This window comes from Ammonicoccus luteus, assembly GCF_050880385.1.
GTDB lineage: Bacteria > Actinomycetota > Actinomycetes > Propionibacteriales > Propionibacteriaceae > Enemella.
In genome coordinates this window covers 1,018,756-1,040,023 of the sequence record NZ_JBNZCI010000001.1, presented here as the reverse complement: position 1 = coordinate 1,040,023, position 21,268 = coordinate 1,018,756, and the positions used below count along the sequence as shown (strand labels likewise).

Annotated in this window: 17 protein-coding genes; 3 read left to right on the top strand and 14 right to left on the bottom strand. The window is 64.3% G+C overall.

The window, feature by feature from the left end; translation table 11 throughout:
- Positions 1-80: 80 nt before the first annotated feature.
- The 4 genes from ACQ260_RS04840 to ACQ260_RS04825 all read right to left on the bottom strand — a co-directional run bounded on the left by ACQ260_RS04840 (position 81) and on the right by ACQ260_RS04825 (position 3,169).
- The gene (locus ACQ260_RS04840) at positions 81-347 is read right to left on the bottom strand and encodes a DUF6112 family protein (RefSeq protein WP_432558252.1); all 267 of its coding nucleotides are present in this window, start codon (positions 345-347) and stop codon (positions 81-83) included.
- 10 nt (positions 348-357) lie between these two features.
- Positions 358-1,992: a M23 family metallopeptidase gene (locus ACQ260_RS04835; RefSeq protein WP_432558251.1), complete on the bottom strand. Its 1,635-nt coding sequence runs from the start codon at positions 1,990-1,992 to the stop codon at positions 358-360.
- A 16-nt stretch (positions 1,993-2,008) separates the two neighbouring features.
- A complete protein-coding gene (locus ACQ260_RS04830; RefSeq protein WP_432558250.1) occupies positions 2,009-2,734 on the bottom strand; it encodes a hypothetical protein in 726 nt (241 codons plus the stop codon).
- Positions 2,735-2,824: 90 nt separating this feature from the next.
- Positions 2,825-3,169, bottom strand: coding sequence for an inorganic pyrophosphatase (locus ACQ260_RS04825; protein ID WP_432558249.1), 345 nt, complete (start codon positions 3,167-3,169; stop codon positions 2,825-2,827).
- A 59-nt stretch (positions 3,170-3,228) separates the two neighbouring features.
- Here ACQ260_RS04825 and ACQ260_RS04820 point away from each other — a divergent pair.
- Positions 3,229-4,159, top strand: a protein-coding gene (locus ACQ260_RS04820) for an IS5 family transposase (protein WP_432558248.1) whose coding sequence is annotated in 2 segments (ribosomal slippage) — positions 3,229-3,612 and positions 3,614-4,159 — 930 coding nt in all. Because the reading frame shifts where the segments join, the coding sequence is not laid out codon by codon here.
- On the opposite strand, the gene ACQ260_RS04815 is transcribed toward ACQ260_RS04820, so the two are convergent.
- The 7 genes from ACQ260_RS04815 to ACQ260_RS04785 all read right to left on the bottom strand — a co-directional run bounded on the left by ACQ260_RS04815 (position 4,156) and on the right by ACQ260_RS04785 (position 10,725).
- A complete protein-coding gene (locus tag ACQ260_RS04815) occupies positions 4,156-5,130 on the bottom strand; it encodes a ParB N-terminal domain-containing protein (RefSeq protein WP_432558247.1) in 975 nt (324 codons plus the stop codon). The genes ACQ260_RS04820 and ACQ260_RS04815 overlap by 4 nt on opposite strands.
- Positions 5,127-5,975: a hypothetical protein gene (locus ACQ260_RS04810; protein WP_432558246.1), complete on the bottom strand. Its 849-nt coding sequence runs from the start codon at positions 5,973-5,975 to the stop codon at positions 5,127-5,129. Before ACQ260_RS04810 ends, ACQ260_RS04815 begins: the two co-directional genes overlap by 4 nt.
- A 91-nt stretch (positions 5,976-6,066) precedes the next feature.
- On the bottom strand, positions 6,067-6,528 hold the full coding sequence (locus tag ACQ260_RS04805) for a hypothetical protein (protein WP_432558245.1): 462 nt from the start codon (positions 6,526-6,528) through the stop codon (positions 6,067-6,069).
- Positions 6,525-7,166 carry a DUF2637 domain-containing protein gene (locus tag ACQ260_RS04800; RefSeq protein ID WP_432558244.1) on the bottom strand — a complete coding sequence of 214 codons (642 nt, stop codon included), beginning with the start codon at positions 7,164-7,166 and terminating at the stop codon, positions 6,525-6,527. Before ACQ260_RS04800 ends, ACQ260_RS04805 begins: the two co-directional genes overlap by 4 nt.
- Positions 7,167-7,198: 32 nt before the next feature.
- Positions 7,199-8,164 (bottom strand): bifunctional DNA primase/polymerase, encoded by a 966-nt coding sequence (locus ACQ260_RS04795; protein WP_432558243.1) that lies wholly within the window; start codon positions 8,162-8,164, stop codon positions 7,199-7,201.
- A gap of 232 nt (positions 8,165-8,396) precedes the next feature.
- A complete protein-coding gene (locus ACQ260_RS04790; RefSeq protein WP_432558242.1) occupies positions 8,397-9,203 on the bottom strand; it encodes a helix-turn-helix domain-containing protein in 807 nt (268 codons plus the stop codon).
- A 160-nt stretch (positions 9,204-9,363) separates the two neighbouring features.
- Positions 9,364-10,725 carry an MFS transporter gene (locus ACQ260_RS04785; RefSeq protein ID WP_432558241.1) on the bottom strand — a complete coding sequence of 454 codons (1,362 nt, stop codon included), beginning with the start codon at positions 10,723-10,725 and terminating at the stop codon, positions 9,364-9,366.
- A 386-nt stretch (positions 10,726-11,111) separates the two neighbouring features.
- Here ACQ260_RS04785 and mobF point away from each other — a divergent pair, with 386 nt between their 5' ends.
- Complete coding sequence (gene mobF / locus ACQ260_RS04780; protein WP_432558375.1) at positions 11,112-14,681, top strand: MobF family relaxase; 3,570 nt, start codon at positions 11,112-11,114, stop codon at positions 14,679-14,681.
- A gap of 102 nt (positions 14,682-14,783) precedes the next feature.
- Here the strand turns inward: mobF and ACQ260_RS04775 are convergent, their stop codons facing one another.
- The 3 genes from ACQ260_RS04775 to ACQ260_RS04765 all read right to left on the bottom strand — a co-directional run bounded on the left by ACQ260_RS04775 (position 14,784) and on the right by ACQ260_RS04765 (position 20,068).
- A complete protein-coding gene (locus ACQ260_RS04775) occupies positions 14,784-17,117 on the bottom strand; it encodes a DEAD/DEAH box helicase (RefSeq protein WP_432558240.1) in 2,334 nt (777 codons plus the stop codon).
- On the bottom strand, positions 17,114-19,066 hold the full coding sequence (locus tag ACQ260_RS04770; protein WP_432558239.1) for a site-specific DNA-methyltransferase: 1,953 nt from the start codon (positions 19,064-19,066) through the stop codon (positions 17,114-17,116). Before ACQ260_RS04770 ends, ACQ260_RS04775 begins: the two co-directional genes overlap by 4 nt.
- A gap of 402 nt (positions 19,067-19,468) precedes the next feature.
- On the bottom strand, positions 19,469-20,068 hold the full coding sequence (locus ACQ260_RS04765) for a TetR/AcrR family transcriptional regulator (protein WP_432558238.1): 600 nt from the start codon (positions 20,066-20,068) through the stop codon (positions 19,469-19,471).
- On the opposite strand from ACQ260_RS04765, the gene ACQ260_RS04760 reads away from it, so the two are divergent.
- Positions 20,067-21,194: a GNAT family N-acetyltransferase gene (locus ACQ260_RS04760; RefSeq protein WP_432558237.1), complete on the top strand. Its 1,128-nt coding sequence runs from the start codon at positions 20,067-20,069 to the stop codon at positions 21,192-21,194. The two genes, ACQ260_RS04765 and ACQ260_RS04760, sit on opposite strands and share 2 nt — an antisense overlap.
- The last annotated feature ends 74 nt before the right edge of the window (positions 21,195-21,268 follow it).

Genomic DNA, 21,268 nt, shown 5'->3' with positions numbered 1-21,268 from the left:
TGCCGTCAGGTGCACCCCGTTGCCACACGCACGAGAGCGCCCGCCCCAAGTGGGCGAGCGCTCAGAAGAAGCAATACGGGTCAGAGTTGCTGGCCGATGCCGATCAGCCAGTTCATCCACGCGACACCGGCCCCGGCCAGGACTGCGCCGCCGAGAGAGACCAGCACTCCGACGCGGCCCTTGGATGCGGCGGCATAGTTGCCGGTGCTCGATGAGACCGCCCAGATGATCGCCGAGACGATCAGCATCAGCACCGCGATCACGAGGGCGAACATCAGCAGTGCCCCAACGACCTCCCGGAGATCGCCGATGCCAGCCAGTCCGTCGAAGTCGGGAAACACGTCCATGACGCACCCGCTACTTCACCGTGACGTGGAGGTGGTCGTAGTGCCCACCTGTCACGTTGCTGGGGTCGTGCATCCCGCCACCGCCATAGGGACGCCAACCCTCGGCATCGCGCGAGAGCGACCAGATCTTGCCTTGCCAGATCAGGTATTCCACGCCGAGTACTTCGGCGTGGGTCTGCATCCACTCGGTGACCTGCCAGCCGTACGCGAGTTGCTCAGCGGTCGGATACTGGCCGATCGCATTGCCGAACGTCAGATCACACGCACGCCCCAAGGGATGCTCCGACTGGGTGCCGGGCCGGGGTGAGTAACAGCTCCAGCCAGTGTCAGGGAACGAAGCGATGGTCTGCTCGTACAGGTGCAGCATCCGGGCGGTGATCTGCCCGGTCGAGGTCGGATCGGCGACCAGCCTGTTCGGGTCATCATCGTCGAACGGTGCCGGGTCACCGGCCGCGCCGGTGCTTTTCTCACATCCGTTCGGAGCCCCGACTGCGGCTTCGGGAAGAGCGGCGGCGTTGTGCTGGTTCAACCATGCGGCAGGGTCGATGAACTCACCGTTGGTGCCGCCATCACGAACCTCGAAATGCAGATGCGGCCCCGTGCTCATGCCCGAGGAACCGACGTCGGCGACGTGTTGCCCGGCCACGACTTGATCGCCGACCGAGACGTGGATGCCGTGCTGCCAGCTGTGCGCGTAGGCGGTCGCCACGGTGCGCCCGGCGATACGGTGCTCGATCACGACGAGGCCGCCGTAACCGCCGGAGAACTCGGCAACCGTAACCGTGCCTGAGGCTGCGGCGAGGATCGGCGTACCGTCCGGCGCGGCGAAGTCAGAACCCGTGTGGAAGCTCTGCTCCCCGGTGATCGGGTGGATGCGCGACCCGAACGGTGACGTGGGAACCCAGGTGCCCTCCGGCAGGGGGAAGACCACGCGCGATGACTCCGCGACCTCAGCCAGTATGACAGTGGGTTGGAGCGGTGCTGGGTTGATCGGGCCACCCGCTCCCGTGAGCGTGCTCAGGATGGTGAGCGCGACCGGCTCGTAGTTGTTGTACCTGTCGGGGTAGGCACTGACTTCGACGGCTTGAGCTGCCTCGCCCTTGCTCATCTGCTGCCAGCCGGGAATGTCGAGCAGGCCACGCGGACTCGGGTAGTTGGGGCCGTCCGGCCCGCCGTAGAACGCCCGAGCTTGATAGGTGGCGTCCATTAGTTCGGCGACGCTGCCCCACCCGGACTGCGGGCGCATCTGGAACAACCCGAGTGAGTCGTGGTCGCCACCGTTGCCGTCGTTCGGGTAGTCGGCGCTCTCGGGATAGGCGGAGGTGTTCGACAGCATCCGGAGGGTGGATTCGGTCAAGGCCGCCATCAGCGCGATCTGGATGCCGTCGCGCCCCACCCCGTCGATGCCCGAACCGATCTCGATGATGGTCGCCGCGTGCGTGAGCTGTTGCCGGTTGAGCGTGATGGTCTCGCCGTTCGCGGTGGTCGCCGTGAGCGAGTCGGGGATGTTCCCGATGGTGACACCGGTGCCGTCGATGGTGCACGCGGCGTTCGCGGCAGGGTTCATCAGCACGCCGATCGCCAGCAGCCCGACGAACGGGCCGAGCAGGAGCAGCAGGGCCAACGCGATAGCTACCTTCTTCATGGTCATGGCCTCCGTCTCAGCGCAGCGGCTGGTCGAGGAGCGACAGACGCAGCAAGTAGCACGACGGCACCGCCCCCGCATCCGGTGCGTCGGTCATGCTCTGGCTGCCCGTCGGCGGGGTTTCGGGTGGGCAGGCGAGGAAGATCGTGAACGCCACCGCATGCTCAGACGTCACCGGTTCGTCGTTCCAGATCCCTTCGCGGTGCCGGGTGCCCTCGATCGTGATGGCTATTGCCCCGATTGGGAGTTGACCGGGGCGGGCCTGCTCGACTGCCTGTGCCCACTGGTCCGGTACGTAGGCGTCGGTGATCATCAGGTGCTGGCTCGTGCTGTACTGGCGCAGATCGACCCAAGCGTCACGGTCCGGCAGATAGGAGGCGACGTCGGATGCCAGCCCTGCCTGCTCGTTCCCGGTCGGATCACCCACGTCGAGCAGCACGGCGGTGTAATCCAGCGGCAGGAACCCGCTGGCGGTATCCCAGGTGAACAGCGCATGCGCGGCCGAGCGCGCGAACTCTTCGGGGTCGGTCGACGGTGCGACGTAAGGCAGGCGCGGAGCCGACTGATCGGGGGTGGGGCGAGTCGGCACTGGTCGCCCATCGGGTGACGGGCCGGTGTCGTTCGGGCCGGTCGCCAGCCCGTAGACGCCGATCGCAGCCAGGACGAGGAACGCGACTCCGGCGCAGACGAGGGAAATCAGTCGGCGGCGGGTGCGGGCGGGATCATCGGGAGTCGTCTTCATAACCCCCAGGTGCGCCGCCCACTCACCCGATGAGGGCTAGATGTTGCGGGTCATGAGGTTGGTGACAGCGACCGCCGTGACGCGAACCACCTACCTCTTTACGAGGTGACAACCCAAGCCCAAATGTCGATGAACGAAGTGGCGGACAGTTTCCGATTCCTCTGCTGTACAACCGAGAAGGACCTTGACTTCGACGTCTCGCTTGCCTGGATCTACCGATATCAAGATTGCATCGACCCTGCGTGGCATCAGCGACCCCACGAACACGTCGATGCCCTCACCGTCGCCGCTGCTTGTGCCGTCTAGATAGCCGTAATCCAGCGGGTAGATCACCTCACCGAAACGCGGGTGAGGTGTTCCCCTGGGGCGGTCGATGACGAGGCGACTGGTGTGTACAAGGTGCTCCAGGGCGGAGAACATTTCAGCGGTTGCCATGTAGTCAACCTAGGGCGTGGCGCCCGACGCTGAACGCTGCACCGCGAGACCGTGGCCGTATGGGACAGACGAAGTCACGTTTTCGCCAGTTTACCGATGAGCAGTGGGCGCGGATCGAGCCCCTGCTGCCCTCGAACGCAGGACGGCAAGGGCATCCGTTCCGCGATAACCGCAAGGTCGTCGAGGGCATCATCTACCGCTACCGAGCAGGCATTCCCTGGCGGGACCTGCCGCGGGAAGAGTTCGGGGCCTGGCAGACGGTCTGGAAGCGTCACGCCCGCTACGCCCGAGACGGCACCTGGGACCGGATCTTGCAGGCCATCCTCGCCGAGGCCGATGCGGCCGGAAAGATCGACTGGAACGTCTCGGTAGACGCCACCATCTGCCGAGCGCACCAGCACGGTACAAATACAACGCGCCCTGAGCAGGACACAGGGGGCACGATCGAATCACAAGAACCGCCCCTTCCCGGACTGTGAACCTGCAGGTCACGGCATTGGCCGCTCCCGTGGCGGGCTGACCACCAAGATTCACAGCGCCGTCGACGGTCGCGGCCGGCCGCTGGCGAATGTGGTCACCGGCGGTCAACGACACGACGGCGCGATGCTCGAACAGGTCTTGGCCGACATCCACGTTCCGCGCCCTGGCCGGGGCAGGCCTCGCACCCGTCCCGACGCGGTGATCGCCGACAAGGCGTACTCATCCGGCACGATCCGCCGCCAGCTCCGCACCCGCGGAATCACTGCGGTCATCCCCGAGAAGAGCGACACCATCGCCTCCCGCAAACGCCGAGGCTCCCGCGGTGGGCGGCCCCCGAAACTCGACGCCGACCTCTACAAAGACCGAAACGTCGTCGAGAGATCCTTCGCCCTGGCCAAGCAATGGCGCGCCCTGGCCACCCGATACGACAAACTCGCAATCACCTACCGCGCCGCCGTCACACTCTGCGCAATCCTGACCTGGCTACGCCAATTAGAAGACACGCCCTAGAGCGCCCGGAGATGCCTGCGCGGGCTCTCCAGCGACTGCCGCGCAGCACGCAGCTCGTCGGCGAACGTGCTGGTGCCCTCAGCGGTCGCCAGGAACGAGGCGATCTGCTCGTCGGTGAGATCGCTCGCCAGCACCTCGGCGTCGTAATGTGTCCACCAGTCGGCAAGCTCCGTCCAAGTGGCGACGAACGCGCGCACCGGCCACCGCACAGGCTCGGCCTCACCCGTGGACGTGACCGGTGCGGGCTTCTTCTGCGCGGTATGCGCACGGGCGACGGCCTCTTGTGCGAGCGCCTCCAGATCGGCGTCCTCGCTTGCGTCGACGGCAGCGCGGATGCGCTCGAAGCCAGGATGCACCGGCCCACCGGCATCGATGAGTTCGAGTTCGGCAGCGGCATCGCCGCGCACCGTGGCAGGCAGGTCGCGGTCGTCAGCGACTTGCCGCAGGTAGTCGATCTTGTCGAGTGTCTTGTACGACACGCCACCGGGAATCATCGCGGCGGCCTGCTCGCTGGCCCGGCCCGCCGCTTCAGACGGTGCGGGAAAGTTTCCCACACCGTCGTTTCCTGGCTGGTTCTCCACGCTGAATCGTGTTGCCGCCTGCCTCCGAGCGGCGTCCTCGGCCATGAGGGTCTTCAGCTCGCGATACAGCGCGGTCTTCTCACTCGGGGTGAGGTTCTTGTGCAGAAGGTTGTCGTCTTGCTCAGCCAGCAGGTGCCCGAGCCTGCCCGAGACGCCCGATCGCACCCACACGCTCACCGTGCGCCAGCCGAGCAGCTTGATCGCGGCCAGCCGCCGAGCGCCGCACACAAGCACCCCGTCGATGGTGACCGTCAACGGCTGCAGGAGTCCGTCACGTTCGATGGACTCGGCCAGCGCGGTCAGGTCGCCCAGGTCGGTGCGGTGCCGGTTGCCGACGATGATCGAGTCGACCGTGCGGTCCAGTTCGATGTGTCCGGTGCGCCTGCTCATGACCGGCCCCCGCGTTTCGGGGCCGCGAGGGAGATCATCAGCACGAGATCGTCGTCGCGCAGCAGCGCGCGCAGGCTCTCGCCGATCAGCAACCTCAGCAGGATGCCGCGCCCGGCGGCGGTCGCGGCGTAGGCCGGGCTGGGGTGCCCGAGCAGGGCTTTCAGCAGCGCCGTCCAAGCGGTGCCGTTCACGTCCAGCAGGGCGCGGGCGTGCTTGTCACGACGCAGCGTTTCATAGGCGCTCTGGCGGCTCCCCGCACCGGCCAGAGCCTGGCAGACGTGCTCGACCCCGGCGCGTGCGATGTGCGGGGACCAGCCCAGCAGCGTGAACAACGCGATCGCGTCCTCCACCGCCGATCCTGCAGAGCAGCACACCGTGGCACTGACCGGTTCGTCGGAGGCGGTTGGGTCGGGGTCGGTGACGTGGAATGCGGAGTGATAGTCCGTCAGCGGGTTCTCCCGATCTGACAGCCGCTCGGCGTCGTGGAACGCGGAGATGTGTGGGCGTCGGGCTTGATGCACCGAACACAGCAGGCCTTGACCACGTTCCTCAGCGATGCAGGTGATGCGCACCGCGTGGGTCACCACGCCCCAGGGGTCATTCGCGGTACGCGCGGCTTTCGTGCGCATCACGTCGAATGCGGCTGAAGCTGCCTCCCAGGGGTCGAGGCCGTGCTTGCGGGCCAGCGCCCCGTACTTTTCGGCGGCGTAGGCCATCAGGTCCGCGGCAACCGGATCGGATTGCCACGCGCCGGGGCCGCTCTCGTGCAGCCGGTTCAGCAGGGAACGCAAGCCCTCGCTGCGAGTGAAGTCTTCCGGTTCGCGGAAGGTCGTGCTGGTTGTCATGATGGCACCTCCTGATAGCGAGGTGCACACAGCGGGCATCTGCGTTGGGGGTGGTCGGGCGTTCGTTGTCGAGTCATCGCTGATCACCGCTTCACGACTTCCCGATCGCACTGCGCGTCGGAGCGTGGTGCCGGGTACTGCGCCCGAACGCCGACAGCGGGGACAGCTGTCTAGCTCGGTCGCCGAGGTTCCTCAGCCCGTCCGCCAATGGCGCGCGGGCCTTGCGCAACATCTCGACCTCCATGTCGATGCCCCGCCCGGCCAATGACGCAGTATTACGGGCGATCAGATCGGTGGGCCGCACCCACTCGACACCGCGCGCCCGGTGATCCTCGAACTTCCGCTCGACCGTCGCCGCCTCAGCTGCATCCGTGAGCTCGTCAGTCGCGGCGGTTTCGACCTTGCTGTCCTTGCGTTTGGTGGCGTCGGCAGCGGCGAACGCCTCGGGCACCTGCCGCACTTCGCGGTGGTCTTCCGGCATGTACGGTTTGGGCACATCCTCGACGCGCACCTCCTCGTACGCTCGTGCCTGCTTTCGCGGGTCGATACTCATGGTGTTGTCTCCATTCCTGTGGTGGTTTCCGGTTCTCCGACTGGCGGGGTGAACCAACGGCCCACGGTCGAGGGATGCACTTGCAACTCGTCGGCGATTGCCTTGTTCGACCAGCCGGCCTCCCGAAGCTGCATGGCGCGCTCACGCCGACCAAGCACCAGCTCGGCCTCCGGCTTGGCGTCGGGTTTGGACTCGGGTGCTGGGTCTGCCTCGGCTACGGCTGGTAGCTCGCCGAGTATCTGAGCCGTGCTGCTTCGCGGGACGGTGGCCGAGCGTGTGAGGACGACGGTGAGGTGCGTGCTGGCGAGCAGTACCAGTGGCGGCACCGCCGCGACCGTCGCGGCGAGCATGGAGGGCACGCTGGCGTCGGCAGCAACGACCGCGTGCAGCGCGTTCGCGGCCACAGACACGAGCGCCCCGCAGATCAGCAGCGCCCACGGATACCAGGCACCCCGGCGACCATCGAGCGCGACGACCGCGATCGTCGAGACCACGATCAGCCCGTCGACCAGCAGCGGCCAGATCCACGCCTGCCCCGAAGCGATACCCGACCGGGCCGCGAGGTCGGCCAGCGCCATGAACGAGAGCCAGAACGCCCCGATACCGATCAAGACCGTGCCAGTAGCAGCAGTCACCACCGCCCAACCCCAGGCCGGACGTCGTGTGCTCATCACAGCCCCCGACCACTCGCCGCGGCAGCAACCGACAACTCGTCACGAGCAATAGCCGTCTGGCGTACCGGGGCGCGACGACGCGGCCCGTAGGTGCTGACGTGGCGATACGCCGAACCGACCGTCCGGGTGATCTCGTGCTCGCCCAGCCCGGACTGGCTCGCGGCCAGGCCGAGCGCATCGAGTGCTTCGCTGTGTGAGTGACCGTGTTCGGCCATGCGGCATGCGGCTTTGAACAGTCCGAGGTTGCGTTCGCCCTCGGGCCGGTTCGCGACGTGTGAGGCAAGCCGGGCAACATCCAGCGGCCAGCCACCCGGCGGTGCGGCCATAGTGGTGTACTTCGGGCGCGGATCGAGGAAGTGGCGCAGCCGCTGCGCGTCAAGGCGCGCGACCGGGCCAGCGGCCACGCTCTCGACCCGGTACTGCATCCGACGGCCGTCGACCATGCGCTGCGAGGGCGGCACGATGATGTAGCCGCCATCGCCCCGAAAGTCGATACCCGACCGACCTACCTGCCACGACCGCTGCTCACGCTCATCATCCGCGGGGTAGTACAGGTGCCTGCCGCCGGTCGGCGTCGTCACCACTGCCAGCGGTTCCGGCAGCAGCCCGGAGTGCGCCGCGTTTCTAAACGCGGTGTACCCATCGACCTTGTGCACGTCGATGTCGACGACGACCAGCCCCGAGGCCGCACCGGTCGGGATGGCAAGGTTCGCAGCCGGTCGCTGCCGCCACCACGACACGACCTGAGCGGCGTCGGCGGTCGCCTCGTGCAAGCCGCGGGTGGTTATCGGGCGTTTCCCTCCCGGCGCGCACGGGAACACCGGCACACCGAGCTGTGCCAGCTCGTGCGCGGCGAGAGGTAGCGGCACGCCTTCGCCCAGCCTGGAGAAGATCACAGCGACCGCCGAGCCTCGGCGCGCAATCACATCCAGCGCCGCATCAGTGTCGTGTACCTCAGCCATCGTCTGACCTCCTTCCGTCCGAGGCCACTCATCAGCGAGTAGCCGTACGACCGTGAGGTACGTCGGGAGGGTCAGGAGGACGAGATGGACAAGGAGACGAGACAGTGACCATCAGGCTTCTCGAGGAACCCGACGAGTCTGTACTGGACTACCAGCGATTCAGGCTGAGTTGGAGCAAGAGCCTGATGGTCTAGAAGAACCGGCTCAGCGTTGTTAGATCCGGCTCATATCGTCAGGCGGCTCGGGAGCGGAGCCGACGGTACTCTCCAGGCGTCAGCCCCACGTACTCACGGAAGAGTCGAGAGGCGTGACTGCGGGAGTTCCAGCCGACGCGTTGCATCGCGGCGGTAACCGTAAGGTCTGTCTCCCGCAGATATTCTGCCAGTTGCTCGGCACGGATCATTGTCAAGAACGCCAGAGGCGTCTTTCCGTACGCCTCCACGAAAACGTTGCTCAACCGCGACGGGGATAGATGTACCTCTGCCGCAAGGTCGTCCAGCGTCCAGCGTCGAGCTGGGTTGTCCCTGAGTAGAGCGACGGCTCGACGCACATCTGGCCGAAGAGGGGCGAAGCGGCGATCCCTCGGGAGTGTAGGTCGGACGTGCGCGCGTTGAGAAGGTGAGATGCGCACTGGCGAGACCTTGATGAACGGGGCGATAACGTAGGCGATCTGGAACCACAATGCTTGGATGCGCAGGTAGTGGCGCACGAAGTCCCCTTCGACGCTGAGCGCGACCAATTCGTCCAGCCACGGCATCAGCAACCCGGCTCGACCCTCACCCAACCGGAGGATCTGCGTAGGTTCGGTATAGATCGCTTCGGCAAACTCTTGCGCGTCGAGTCGATCTTCGAGGTACGCGGCGTACTGCCAGCGCACCTGGTCGAGCATGTAGTCGGTGTCGAGATAGATCGTAGTGACCGTGATATGACCCTCTGGCTCCGATCCTGCCAAGATGTTCGCACCAAGCAAGATCACATCACCTGGTTTCACCATCTGCTGTCCAAACTCGCTGAACAAGAACGCAGAACCGTCACGCACTACGATCACCTTGACGCAGTCATACGCCACAGGGCCAAGAGGTCGGCGAATGGTCGCGGTGCGCGCAACAAAGGGCGCGCCCCGCGACCACCGGTCGGGCCTGACTGACGAGTCACCGGGCATCGCCACGGAGCACCTCATCGGGCATCTCTGGATCGGGTTACGACCGCACGCTTATGTCCTCATCTGATGTTCCTTCGCCACGGATGACGATTCGTTGGACAATAACGGCTGCAAGGCAGAGACCAATGATCGCTAGGCCGCTACTCAGCACGTACGGTGATACCCCGTGCAGGACCGACGCAAAACCCAGGCCCACATAGACCGTGACACCTGCAGATCCACCGAGCTGGTCTGCGGCTCGCTGTACGCCGGATGCGACTCCGGCATCATCGTCGGTGACTTCGGTAACGGCCGCGTACTGCAACCCAACGAGGCCGAACCCCATACCTGCGGCGATGAAGAGCATCGCTGGGGTTAGCAGCCAAGCGGGGGCTTCGAGCTGTGCGGCTGCCGCGATCACGATCATGCCTGCCCCTGCGGAACTCAGTCCCACGACGATGCAAGAACGCGCTCCCCATCGCCCCAAGAGGCGGGGCACGACGGTTACAGCGACGATGAGCGCCACCGCAAGCGGTAGGAGCAGCAACCCGGCCTCCAGCGGAGAGAGACCGAGTTCATCCTGTAGATAGAACGTGAACAGCAGGAAGGACGTTGAGAGCGCCGCGCTCAACAATGCAGTCGCAAGATTTGCGCGCACTCGTGTCCGATTGCGGAAGAAGATCAGCGGAACCAGCGGGTTTGCGGCTCGGCGTTCCACCTTGACGAACAATACAGCGGCGGCTACCGCTCCCACCAGGGCAGCAATTGATGACCATGGCACATCCCCAGTGCTGTCCCCGGCCTCCACCACTCCGAAAGCGAACAGCAGCGGTGCGCTTGTCAGCAGAATCGATCCGAGGATGTCCAACGGTGTGCGTTCCCGTGTTCGGTCTCGAGGTAGCAGCGCGACAGTAGCAATCAACACAAACAGAATGAATGGGACGGCGATGAGGAAGATCCATCGCCACCCGAGGTACTCGGTGATGATTCCCGAGAGCACGAACCCCAGTACAAGACCGCAGCTTGCAACCGCAGCCCACACGCTCAAGGCGCGGGTGCGCGCCCGCCCTTCGGGAAACAACAGGACGATGGTCGCCATCGCAGCGGGCAGGGCTAGGGCTTCGCCCACACCCTGGAACAGCCTCGCCCCGACGAGTAGCGGAAATGTTTCCGCGAGGCCCGCCATCAGTGAGGCTGCTCCGAAGATCGCGGTACCGATGAGGAGAAGGCGGCGTCGGCCGAAGACGTCCCCCAGGCGTCCGCCAAGCATCAACAAACCACCGCCTGTGATGGTGTACCCGACGACGACCCAAGTAAGGCCGCGCGGATCAACGCCGAGATCGTTGCCTATGGATGGCAGCGCCACGTTGACCACGGTGACGTCGACGGCGATGAGGAATTGCAGGATGGACAGACACACGAGGACTGCCCAAGAACGCGCTACCGATACTTGCGCAGGCCGCGATGAAGAGGTGCTGAAAGACACAGAAAACTCCGTTGCTCGAATGAAGAATCGGGCGACCAAACATGTCGCGCCGAACCGACGATCAAGCGACGGAACGTGAACTAGATAAAGTGAGGAGACGTTCCGCCGCTAGCGGAGCGTCTTCGTCACAGCGGCAGCGGCCGCAGCAGAAGCACCTGACATGGCTCCAATCCTACCCGATGGTGTCCGTACCCCTTGCGTTGCGACCTACTCTGATCCCTCCACACGTCTGGCACTAAGAGTGCGCGCCGCGCTACGCGCGCACCTGACCCCCGAGACCGCCCCACCCGTGACGGTCTCGGGGAGGAGCCATCGTGGTGATGAGCATCCGGGTCATGTCGTCCGGCAAGGGGTACGAGTACCTGCTGAAGTCGGTCGTCATTGGTGACGGCAACCGGGAGATGAGCAGCCCGCTGACTCGGTACTACACCGAGACCGGGAATCCTCCCGGCATCTGGGTGGGCACCGGCTTGATGAGCCTTGACGACGGGCGCACACCGGGGTTGGTCGAGGGCGACATGGTGACCGAGGAACATCTGGCCCGACTACTCGGTGACGGCATCCATCCGGTCACCGGGGAGAAGCTCGGCAAGAGGTTCCCCTCGTTGCAACCCCCACGTGAGCGGATTGCGGCCCGCATTGCACGACTCGACCCCGACTTGCGTGGCGATGCACGTGCAGAGGCGGTGCAGCGCATCCGTGAGGAAGAGGTTGCGAAGAAGCCGCGCACTGCCGTTGCGGGGTTCGATCTGACGTTCTCACCGCCGAAGTCGGTCAGCGCGATCTGGGGCGTGGCCGACGCGGGCACGCAAGCCCTGATTGCGCAGGCGCATCACGCCGCGATGCGCGACACGATCGCGTTGCTGCAGGATCGGGTTGCGGTGACCCGGGTCGGTCGGGCCGGTGTGGCGCAGATGCCGATTGTCGGGGTGATCGCCACTGCGTTCGACCACTACGACAGCAGAGCCACCGACCCGCAACTACACACACACGTCGTGGTGTCGAACAAGGTGCAGGGTGTAGATGGGCGGTGGCGCACCCTCGACTCTCGTCGACTGCACAAGGCCGCTGTCGCTCTCTCGGAGTCGTACAACGCCTTTCTCGCCGATCACACCGCACGGCTGCTCGGCGTGAGATGGGTGCCCGTCGACCGGGGCAAAGACCGCAACACCGGCTGGGAGATCGAGGGCGTACCAGCGGGGTTGATCGTGGAGTTCTCCCGACGCACCACCGGAGGCAGCGACGGAGAGGGTATCGAGCAGGTCAAGAACCGGCTCATCGAGCAGTACGTCGGCGAGCACGGCAGGCAACCCACGGCGGCGACGATTGCGAAGCTGCGGCAGCAGGCGACCTTGGAGACGCGACCAGAGAAAGAACTGCACTCGCTGGCCGACCTCACCACCGACTGGCGTGCGCGTGCCGAGGTCGTGCTCGGCGAGGACGCACCCACCTGGGCGCAGCACCTGCTCGACCGGGGTGCGACCGATGCCCGGCTGCGCGCGGACGACCTCGGGTTGGAGCAGATCGAGGATCTCACCGCCGTGGTGTTGATGAGCATGGCGAACCGGCGCGCAACCTGGGGGCGCTTCAACCTGCACGCCGAGACGATGCGGCAGATCATGGGCCTCCGGTTCGCCACCACCGACGACCGTCTCCGGGTGCTCGATCAGATCGTCGCGTACGCCGAAGCCGAATCGTTGCGGCTCACCCCGGAGTACGACCGCGCCGTGCCCGCTCACTACGTCGAGGACGAGGGCAATAGGTTCCAGCCGGTCGATCAGATCGCGTACTCCAGCCAAGACATCCTCGACGCCGAGCAGCGCCTACTCGCGCACAGCCAGCGCACCGGCGGGCCAGCACTGACGGCGCGGCTCGTCGCGCGGCACACCTCCCGCAAGATCAGGGGCGTCCGGCTCGACCCCGACCAGGCCGTCGCCATAACCCGCATCGCCCGTTCTGGGCTGACGCTCGACCTGCTCGTCGGCCCCGCCGGTTCCGGGAAGACCACCGCGCTCCGTGCGCTCCATCGTGCATGGACAGCCGCGCACGGGCGCGACTCGGTGATCGGTCTTGCACCGTCGGCGGCTGCTGCCGAAGTGCTGGGCGACTCGCTCGGAGTGCGGGCGGAGAGCACCGCGAAGTTCCTCTACGAACACCACCACGGGCGCTGGAATATCGAAGCCGGGCAGCTCGTGCTCGTGGACGAGTCCTCCCTGGCCGGAACGCTCGCGCTCGATCGCATCACCGAGCACGCCGCTGAGGTCGGAGCCAAGGTCGTCCTCATCGGCGATTGGGCGCAGCTGAGTGCTGTCGAGACGGGCGGGGCGTTCGGGATGCTCGTTCGCCACCGCGATCAGGTTCCCGAGCTCACCGATGTGCGCCGCTTCGCCAACGAGTGGGAGAAGACAGCCAGCCTGGGCCTGCGGCACGGACGCACGGACGCGCTCGACGAGTACCAGGAGCGGGACAGGCTCCTCGATGGTGAGGCCGAGACGATGCTCGATGTGATCTACGAGGCGTGGCGCAGCGACCGCGACGCGGGCCTGCGTACGCTGATGATCGCGGGTACCGGCGAGATGGTCGCCCAGCTCAACGAGCGCGCCCGCGCCGATCTGGTCGAGGCCGGGCGCGTTGAGGCTGACGGTCTGCGTCTGCACGACGGCACCACCGCAGGCGTCGGCGATCTTGTCGTCACCCGGCTCAACGACCGCCGCCTGTCCACGGGCAGGGCGTGGGTCAAGAATGGTGATCGCTGGCAAGTTACGCACCGCTACGACGACGGCTCGCTTGCGGTACGGCGGCTGGGGCACAGCGACAAGCCCTACGGTAAGGCTCTCGTGTTGCCTGCGAAGTACGTGCGCGAGGAAGTCGAACTCGGCTACGCCTCCACTGTTCACCGCGTCCAAGGTGCCAGCGTTGATACCGCGCACGCGCTCGTTGACCCCAAAGTCTCGTCGCGGGAGTTGTTCTACGTGGCGATGACGCGCGGCAAGCACCGCAACCACGCCTACGTGATCGTGCCTGACCCGCACGAGGTCGAGCCGCATATCGACCAGCCCGAGGTGCTGACCCTGACAGACCGGCTCGCCAAGGTGCTCGCCCGCAGCGACGCTGACCTCTCCGCGACCGAGACGCTGACGCTCGAGGTAGACCGGCACGCCTCGCTGTCCACGCTGCTCGCCGAGTACGACGTGCTCGCCCGCGAAGCGCAGGCTCACCGCTTGGCGGCGCTACTTGACGTTGCGCCGTTCCTCGAGAACGTGGCCGATGACGTGTTCACCAGCCACTACTACGAGCAGTTGGAGAGCGCACTCGCACGTCACGAAGCCGCCGGGCACCGCGCAGCCGTTGCGCTCACCGCACTCGCACCGAGACTTACGCCCGGCGTGAGCCAGGCTGACCCTGCAGCGCAGCTCGCCGACATGCTCGACCAAGCCACTCAGAAGCTCCAACCCCGCAGACGGGGCAGGGCTGGAGTTGCCGGACTCATCTCAACGCCTGCCGAGCCGATCGCCGACGACATGCAGACCGCGCTCACCGAACGGCAGACGCTCATCGAGACCGCCGCTCGCGGACTCTTGCACGACGCCCAAGACGCGGGAGCCGCATGGGTGACACGGCTCGGGCAGCCGAGTTCACGAACCGATGCACGAGAGCGATGGGAGGCCCACGCAGCCACCATCGCGCTGTACCGCTACCGATACGGGGTCACAGGCTCCGCTCCGCTGGGGGCGTCCAAGTCAGTTATCTCGGCAGAGCAAGCAGCGGAACTTCGAGTGGCGCAGACCGCGCTGGCCAGCTTACGCCGGGCACAGTTGGTTAGCGAGCCCCGCAAGGACGCCGCATCACATAGGTTCACCCCGCGAATTGATCAAGCCCACCGCCTGTGACCCTCACGGTTCAATACTCGCAAGCGCAGTCGCGCACAGAGGACGTGACCAGATCCCGTGATGCTGGGAGACGCGACCGCTGAGGGGTCGAGCCGTCGCCGCTCAGTGACTTGACGAAGCAGCGCCGGTGCCAACGAGTGTCTGGAGCAAGTCGTCCAAGGTATCGAAGTGCTGAATTCGGGGTTTTCCGTCGTCCTTGAGGCCCCAGAGTGAGTAGCCATCGTGGTTGAGCTTCTCGAACTGCGCGTTGTACTCGCCAGCCGTCACGAACCGAATCACGAGGGCAGGAACGTCGGTGCGCGGTCGGATGCTCAGCAGTTTACGACCGGCATCCTCACGGAGAATCTGCGGCCCCTTCGTGTCGATGCACACCACTTTTGAGTCAGTCCACACAACGAAATCGGGGTAGAAGTTCTCAGTATCGCCCACGGAGATAAGAGGGATGCCGTAGCCGCTCCTGGACTGGTTACGCATCCAAGTCTTGCCCGTCTTGTCGAGCGCACGAGCAAATGTGCGTTCCAGCCCGTTGAGCCCTTCATAGCCCGCATGGAGGGCGTTGTCGAAACGCTCGATTTCGTTTTCGCGCACTAGGATTGGCCCGACTACATACGGGTTTGGTTTCCGCTGAACGAGCGTGACATTCTCGATGTACTCGTGAACAACCTTGCCTGCCAAGTCTCGAATCTGCACAAACGCAGGGCTGCCGACACCCACCTGGGCGTCAAAGCGTGCGTCTGCTGTACTGGCGACATCAAGCGCTTTGGGGAACAGGCGGAGAATCTCGCGGTGGAAAACCCACCGTGCCGAAACCTTGCTGGGCTCTTCGTAATCTTCCCATTCCGAACCGGTGGCCGCTCCACCTCCGATTGTCTGAATGGCGACACGGCGGCTACCACTCCCGGAAGTGTTGATGCCGCCCGCCGAGTAGTCGAGCATCTGATTCAGAAGCTTGGTGACGGGCGCTACTGCCTCTTGAGGATCGCGCGCTGTGCCGGGGATCTCACGCTTGAGCTTGGGCTTCAGGGACTTCGACCGCGTCGTCTGTGACGAGCTGGCCACCAGCTTGACGTCTGGCAGGTCACTGCCGAGCCGGTTCTCGACGTCAGTGAGGACGTCGTTGAACACTTCGTTGCGGTCGACGCGGACGTAGAAGTGCGCGGTGTTTAGGCGTTCGGAGGGATAGTGCGTGGCACGCGGCTGGCGCAGCACTCGTCCGATCACCTGTGTGATCTGGATGTTCGACTCCATCGACTTGTCGATGTAGGCGAAGTACGCCTCAGGGTCGTCCCAGCCCTCCTGGAGCGTGAGATTGAAGATGATGTGGCGGAAGTCGCCTTGCGTGAACGCCTCATAATCATTGTCTGCACCCTTGAAAAGCACGAACTCCTCAGGCAGCGGATAGTCTTTGAGCGTTTCGAGGTTGGCGTACACGGCGACGGAGCTGGGGTCGATGCCCTGCTGCTCGACGAGGTAGCGCCAGATCTGGATGGGAGGCGCCTGGCGCTGTCCGAATGGCCTCGCTGGATCATCCTTGCGGAACGCATCGTCGGCGACGACGTTCGTCTTGCAGACGTAGATGGCCTTGGGGTTGACGTCGATACCGTAGTCGACCGCGTCCTGCTGCGCTTCAGCCATGTCCGCAAGAAGGGCGGAGACCGCCTCCTCCATCGGGGTCTTGTAGCCCGCGAGATTGAGCGAGTTCTTGACGAGCCCCTCCTTGACGACAGCGGAGGAGCGAACCTTCGTGACGAGCCAGTCTTCCGAGTAACCAGCCGCGCGTAAGCGGTCGATCTCCGCAGCCATGAGCGGCGGCAGCTGCATAGTGGCACTCGCAAGCAGGAACGCTTCGGGCTGCAGCTTCAGAAGCAACTCCGTCTGCTGCTCGGACAGGTTGTGCGCCTCGTCGTAAACGATGAAGAGTGGGCGGCGCTCCCCGTGAACGTCCCGACGTTCACGGAGCGCATCCCAGGTCGACGTGCCTGTTCCGTCGATATCGGACTTGTAGATCGTAAGTGCGCCCTGCTCCATGTCCTTACGGTTGAACGTCCCGACGGTGGCGAAGAAGAGCGAAGCTGTGTCCGCTGTCTCGACCTCGTGCGCCGAGTACTCACTGAGGAGCCGAACATTCACGTTCCCCAAAATGTGGTGATACTTGCCACCAGCTTGCAGGTTCTCGTAGGTCTGGGCTACAACCACACGACCACGAGATAGCCACAGTATGACCGGTGCGACGTCCGTTACTGCACTCATTTGCGCGACCGCATCCGCAAGGATGACGGTCTTTCCAGCTCCCGTGAGAGCCGCGAGTGACTGGAAGAACGGCACCCACTCAGGTCGCTTCTTCGTTCCCTTGGGAACCTCGTCGCCCTGGTACTGAATGAACCGGTCAGCGATCTGTGATGACGCTTCCCGTTGGAAAGCGAATAGTTCGATCATTCGTCGCCCCCATCCGTGTACGCCTCGGTGCGCATGTCTAGCCCAAAGTCAATCAGGATCTGGTCAGGGATCCGATAGAAACGAACGTCCTCGGTTCCAAAGAGGTTGTACCGGGCATACACGTGATAGACGGGCTCGAGCTTGGCACGTTTGCCTTCTGCCACGCAGGCCTCGTAAACCTCCTCCGTTAGGTCAGTGTTGCCATCGGGGCCATCCCAGACGAGGTAAAATCCATGACCCTCGGAGTTCCGCCCGACAAGGTACTTGTAGGAGAGATCGTTGTAGGTGATGAGCGATCCTCCGCGACGGCGGCTCGAGTCGTGGTGTGATGCGATAACCGTGTCGACCATCTCATCGCGCTCCATGCGGAGCACGATGTTTGCATCAACTTGCTTCGTGAGTGCTTTGAAGGCGAAGCCGCCCGAAAGAGACTCGCCCTTTCCGTTATCCCAGTTACCTGTGATTGCTCGTTTGAGTCGCTCAGCTGTCAATGTCTTGGCGTAGGAGTCGCCACGCTCCGGACGGCCCTGTTCGATCAAGAGGAAGCGCCGGTCGCTGCCCGTAGTTTCATTGAGCGCAAGCACGGCATGCCCAGTGGTACCTGAGCCCGCGAACGGATCAAGAACGATTCCGTCTGCGGGGCACCACAACTGGATTATTTTCATTATAAGTTTCAAAGGCTTCACGGTTGTAAACCCGTGGCCGCGACCGACGATGGCGGTCAGCTCGGTTGCGCCATCGCTGCTTCGTCCGGACTCCTTGTAGTTCCAAGAAATCGAACCGATTTCCGCCGGTATCTCAAGTTCATCGTCAGCCCAGTAGGTGACGGCGACTTTGCCCTTCTTGATTCTTTCTAGGTATGTCTTGGTGCGAGGTCGTCCCTCTCCATCCCGACCAAACCAGATGAAGGGCCACTCCGGGAGGGCCAATCGAGCTTTGGCGCGCTCGGCAATCTCGCTAGAGAATCCGCCCTTAAGGACGAGCCCCTTTACGTGACCGTCGTACAAGTCGCGTTCTTCGTAAGGCGATCCCCACTCCTCAAGCCAACGCTTGATGTTTCGCTTTGGGTGACGCCAGGCCCCCTCGCCCGCGGGATAGTGAAGTTCTCCGGTGAAGGGCGACTGGATTGCAAAGTCCCCCTTCTCAGACCAGGTTCGAGCTGTAAGGTTGCCTTCACGCCAGAGTCCGCCGGGGTCGTTGTCCGGGTTTCCGTAACGGCGATTGTCGGACTCCATGCGGTCTAGCGATTCAGTTGTGGTGCGTTCGACATCTCGCGCGTACACCAGTACGTACTCGGTTGTCGTTGTCACATGGCTCTTGTCCGCTCTTGCGGCAGCGGTTTTCTGCCAGTTGATGATTGCAATCCGATTCCGCTCGCCAAAGATCTCATCCAGCATCTGGCCCAGGTGAAATAATTCGCGATCATCGATGCAGATTGCAAGCACTCCGCTCGACTTGAGCATGGAATGCATCATCTGAAGTCGCGGGTACATGAATTTCATCCATTTGGTGTGCCGCGCAGGATCGTCGCTGGGCACCCAGGTTCCGATACCCGGATCGTTCGGGTTCTCGTCCCATCGATCGTTGTAACGGAAGTCGTTCCCGGTGTTATACGGCGGGTCGGCCACGATGACATCGACGCCGCCACGCCAGCGGTAGAGCGAGGCGAGCGCCTGCAGGTTGTCTCCCTCGATGAGAAGGTTCTTCGCCTGTTCCTCAGCGCTGCCGACGGAGAGCCCAGAGTTGGTTCGCTGCACTCGCGGTCGTACCAGTCGCGCGATCTGGCGAGCCCGCTGCTTGCCCGTGAACGCGAGGTTCACTCCGCGCTGGGTCTTCTCCGCTACGATCTCAACGACGTCTTCGAAGGTTAGATCCCGACCGGCAACGTTGCTCAGCTCCGCGAGTAGTTCGCTACGGTCGTGAGTGGCAGTCGCGTCAGGTTTTGACATCCTAAGTCCTCTGGCAGTTCGTACATGGCACATCGGTCATCTGCGCAGCCACCGCAAGAGACCCAGCAAGCGTTGCCAGCCGGGTCGCACGTGTGGCTCCACAGACTGGCCCACTGCAAGTATCTCATCACCGACCACTGACACTCAGCGCTGGAGCACGGATCTTCGCGCGTGACAACTGCCCTAGGAGAGCTTGGGCGCTCCCTCCCTCGCTCGTCTCCGGCGCTACGCAGTCTCTTCGTGCGGCCAGCAGTGGGCTGGAGAGTCAAGCCTGCCTGGGCCCGTGCACGGCTATCGCTGACCGAGGCCTCGCAGATCTTTAGTGTGCGTCCACACTGTCATCCGATGGAGGCCGAAGCGCCGACAGAACGAAACGATGCTCTGGCGCGTGCGGCAGGGCGGCTATCGACACAGCAGCGCGTCGAGACCCGCACTGAGGATGGCTTCAGCGTCCACCCCGTGGGATGCGTGGAGTGATGCATAGAAGGGGGCAACGTCGCTGTCAACGGCAGCGTGGCGCTCATGACTCGCCATCGGCGTCGTAGTCGCGCTCCCGATGACAAAGTTCGACAGCGCGTACGCATCACCGAGCGGGTCGGTCGAGCCCCGCTCAGCGAGCAGGGTGCACATGCGTTCGGAGAGACGCAGATAGTTCGGCCCTCTGGGGGCTCGCATGGCGATGACCTGGCACGCCCAGGGATGCTGGACAAGGTGGTGGTAGTAGACAAGCATCAGGGTGTGCAACTCTGCGTGCTCGGTGGCTTCCTGTAGCCGTGCGTCGTGCCCGAGGGCATCGTCGAGCGCGAGGTCGAACAGGTCGTCTACCGACGTCACCCTTGAGTACAGGCTTGCAGGGGCGACCTCCAGCCGATGCGCAACGGCGCGGATCGTGAGGGCCCGCAGTCCACCTTCGTCCAGCAAGTCAACCGCAACACGAGCGATGTCACGCACGTCCACGGAGCGAGCCCTGCGGACGGGCTTGGGGTGCTCCCAGTAGCTCATGCCCTCATTCTATCCGAACTATGTTAGCTTTGTAAGCATGTTGGATGCCAGGCTTCTCCCGCTTCGCAGCGACCGCGCGGTGCTTCGCTCCATGCGTCCTAGCGACGCGAGTGCGTATGCCTCCGGCGCGGCCGACCCGACGGTACGCCGGTACGCTCACCTGCCGGAGCCCGAGTACACGGAGGCGTCAGTGATCGCGTTGATCAAGGGCGCGATTGGCGAGGGCTTGGAGCGCGGAGACCTCGCGGTGCTAACCATTGCCGACCCTGCCACGGATGCTTTTTCGGGCAGTCTGGTGCTGTTCGGCGCGTCGAAGGGCTCCGTGGAGGTTGGCTTCTGGGTGCATCCCGACCATCGGGGCAAGGGGGTGGCAGTCGGTGCCCTCGCGGTCGCTGTCGAGTTCGCCCGACGCAGCGGCTTCACCCGGCTCACGGCTCGCACCGTTCCCGAGAACCAGGCATCTCAGCGGGTGCTCGAACGGACGGGCTTCGTCCAAGGAGAAACGACCCGCGATGTTGCCCCCTCGGGCCAGGAGGTCGCGTTGATGCACTACCTCCTCGACCTGGAACCGATCACGCTGTTCCCCTTGCAGACCGAGCGGCTGCGGCTGCGGCTTCACCAGCACGCCGACGCGCCGGCATTGCAGCACATCTACAGCCGCCCCGACGTAGCCCGTTATCTACTCGATGAACCATGGTCGGAGACTGAAGCCGCGCGTCAACTCGGTGCGCGGATGATGAAGACCGGCCTGAACAGTACGAGTGCGGCTCTTGCACTGGTCATCGAACACAAGGGCGAGGTCATCGGCGACGTACAACTATGGCTGACCAATATCGAACGCCGAGTGGCCGAGATCGGCTGGGTGATCGATCCCGCTTATGGCGGTCGAGGGCTTGCGACAGAAGCTGTACGAACGGTACTCACTCTGGGATTCGACCAGGGCGATCTCCATCGGATCGCGGCGCAGATGGATGCTCGGAACGAAGCGTCTGCACGACTCGCGCAGCGTGCCGGGATGCAGCGTGAAGCGCACTTGCGACAAGACTGGTGGAGCAAGGGCGAGTGGACGGACACGCTGATCTATGGAGTCCTCGCCACCGACGTCTCTCCGGGAAGTCCTCGATGAGCGATGGCGGCAGGTCAACCTGGCTTACGCGCCGACTGCCCGTTGCGCACGAGTCTAGACAAGCCGGAACCACG

Coding starts and splice junctions, on each gene's coding strand:
- ACQ260_RS04795 (WP_432558243.1), bottom strand. CDS start 8,164: ATGGCTGAGGTACACGACACTGATGCGGCGCTGGATGTGATTGCGCGC.
- ACQ260_RS04815 (WP_432558247.1), bottom strand. CDS start 5,130: ATGAGCAGGCGCACCGGACACATCGAACTGGACCGCACGGTCGACTCG.
- ACQ260_RS04765 (WP_432558238.1), bottom strand. CDS start 20,068: ATGAGCTACTGGGAGCACCCCAAGCCCGTCCGCAGGGCTCGCTCCGTG.
- ACQ260_RS04775 (WP_432558240.1), bottom strand. CDS start 17,117: ATGATCGAACTATTCGCTTTCCAACGGGAAGCGTCATCACAGATCGCT.
- ACQ260_RS04830 (WP_432558250.1), bottom strand. CDS start 2,734: ATGAAGACGACTCCCGATGATCCCGCCCGCACCCGCCGCCGACTGATT.
- ACQ260_RS04840 (WP_432558252.1), bottom strand. CDS start 347: ATGGACGTGTTTCCCGACTTCGACGGACTGGCTGGCATCGGCGATCTC.
- ACQ260_RS04810 (WP_432558246.1), bottom strand. CDS start 5,975: ATGACAACCAGCACGACCTTCCGCGAACCGGAAGACTTCACTCGCAGC.
- ACQ260_RS04825 (WP_432558249.1), bottom strand. CDS start 3,169: ATGGCAACCGCTGAAATGTTCTCCGCCCTGGAGCACCTTGTACACACC.
- ACQ260_RS04805 (WP_432558245.1), bottom strand. CDS start 6,528: ATGAGTATCGACCCGCGAAAGCAGGCACGAGCGTACGAGGAGGTGCGC.
- mobF (WP_432558375.1), top strand. CDS start 11,112: ATGAGCATCCGGGTCATGTCGTCCGGCAAGGGGTACGAGTACCTGCTG.
- ACQ260_RS04760 (WP_432558237.1), top strand. CDS start 20,067: ATGCCCTCATTCTATCCGAACTATGTTAGCTTTGTAAGCATGTTGGAT.
- ACQ260_RS04835 (WP_432558251.1), bottom strand. CDS start 1,992: ATGAAGAAGGTAGCTATCGCGTTGGCCCTGCTGCTCCTGCTCGGCCCG.
- ACQ260_RS04770 (WP_432558239.1), bottom strand. CDS start 19,066: ATGTCAAAACCTGACGCGACTGCCACTCACGACCGTAGCGAACTACTC.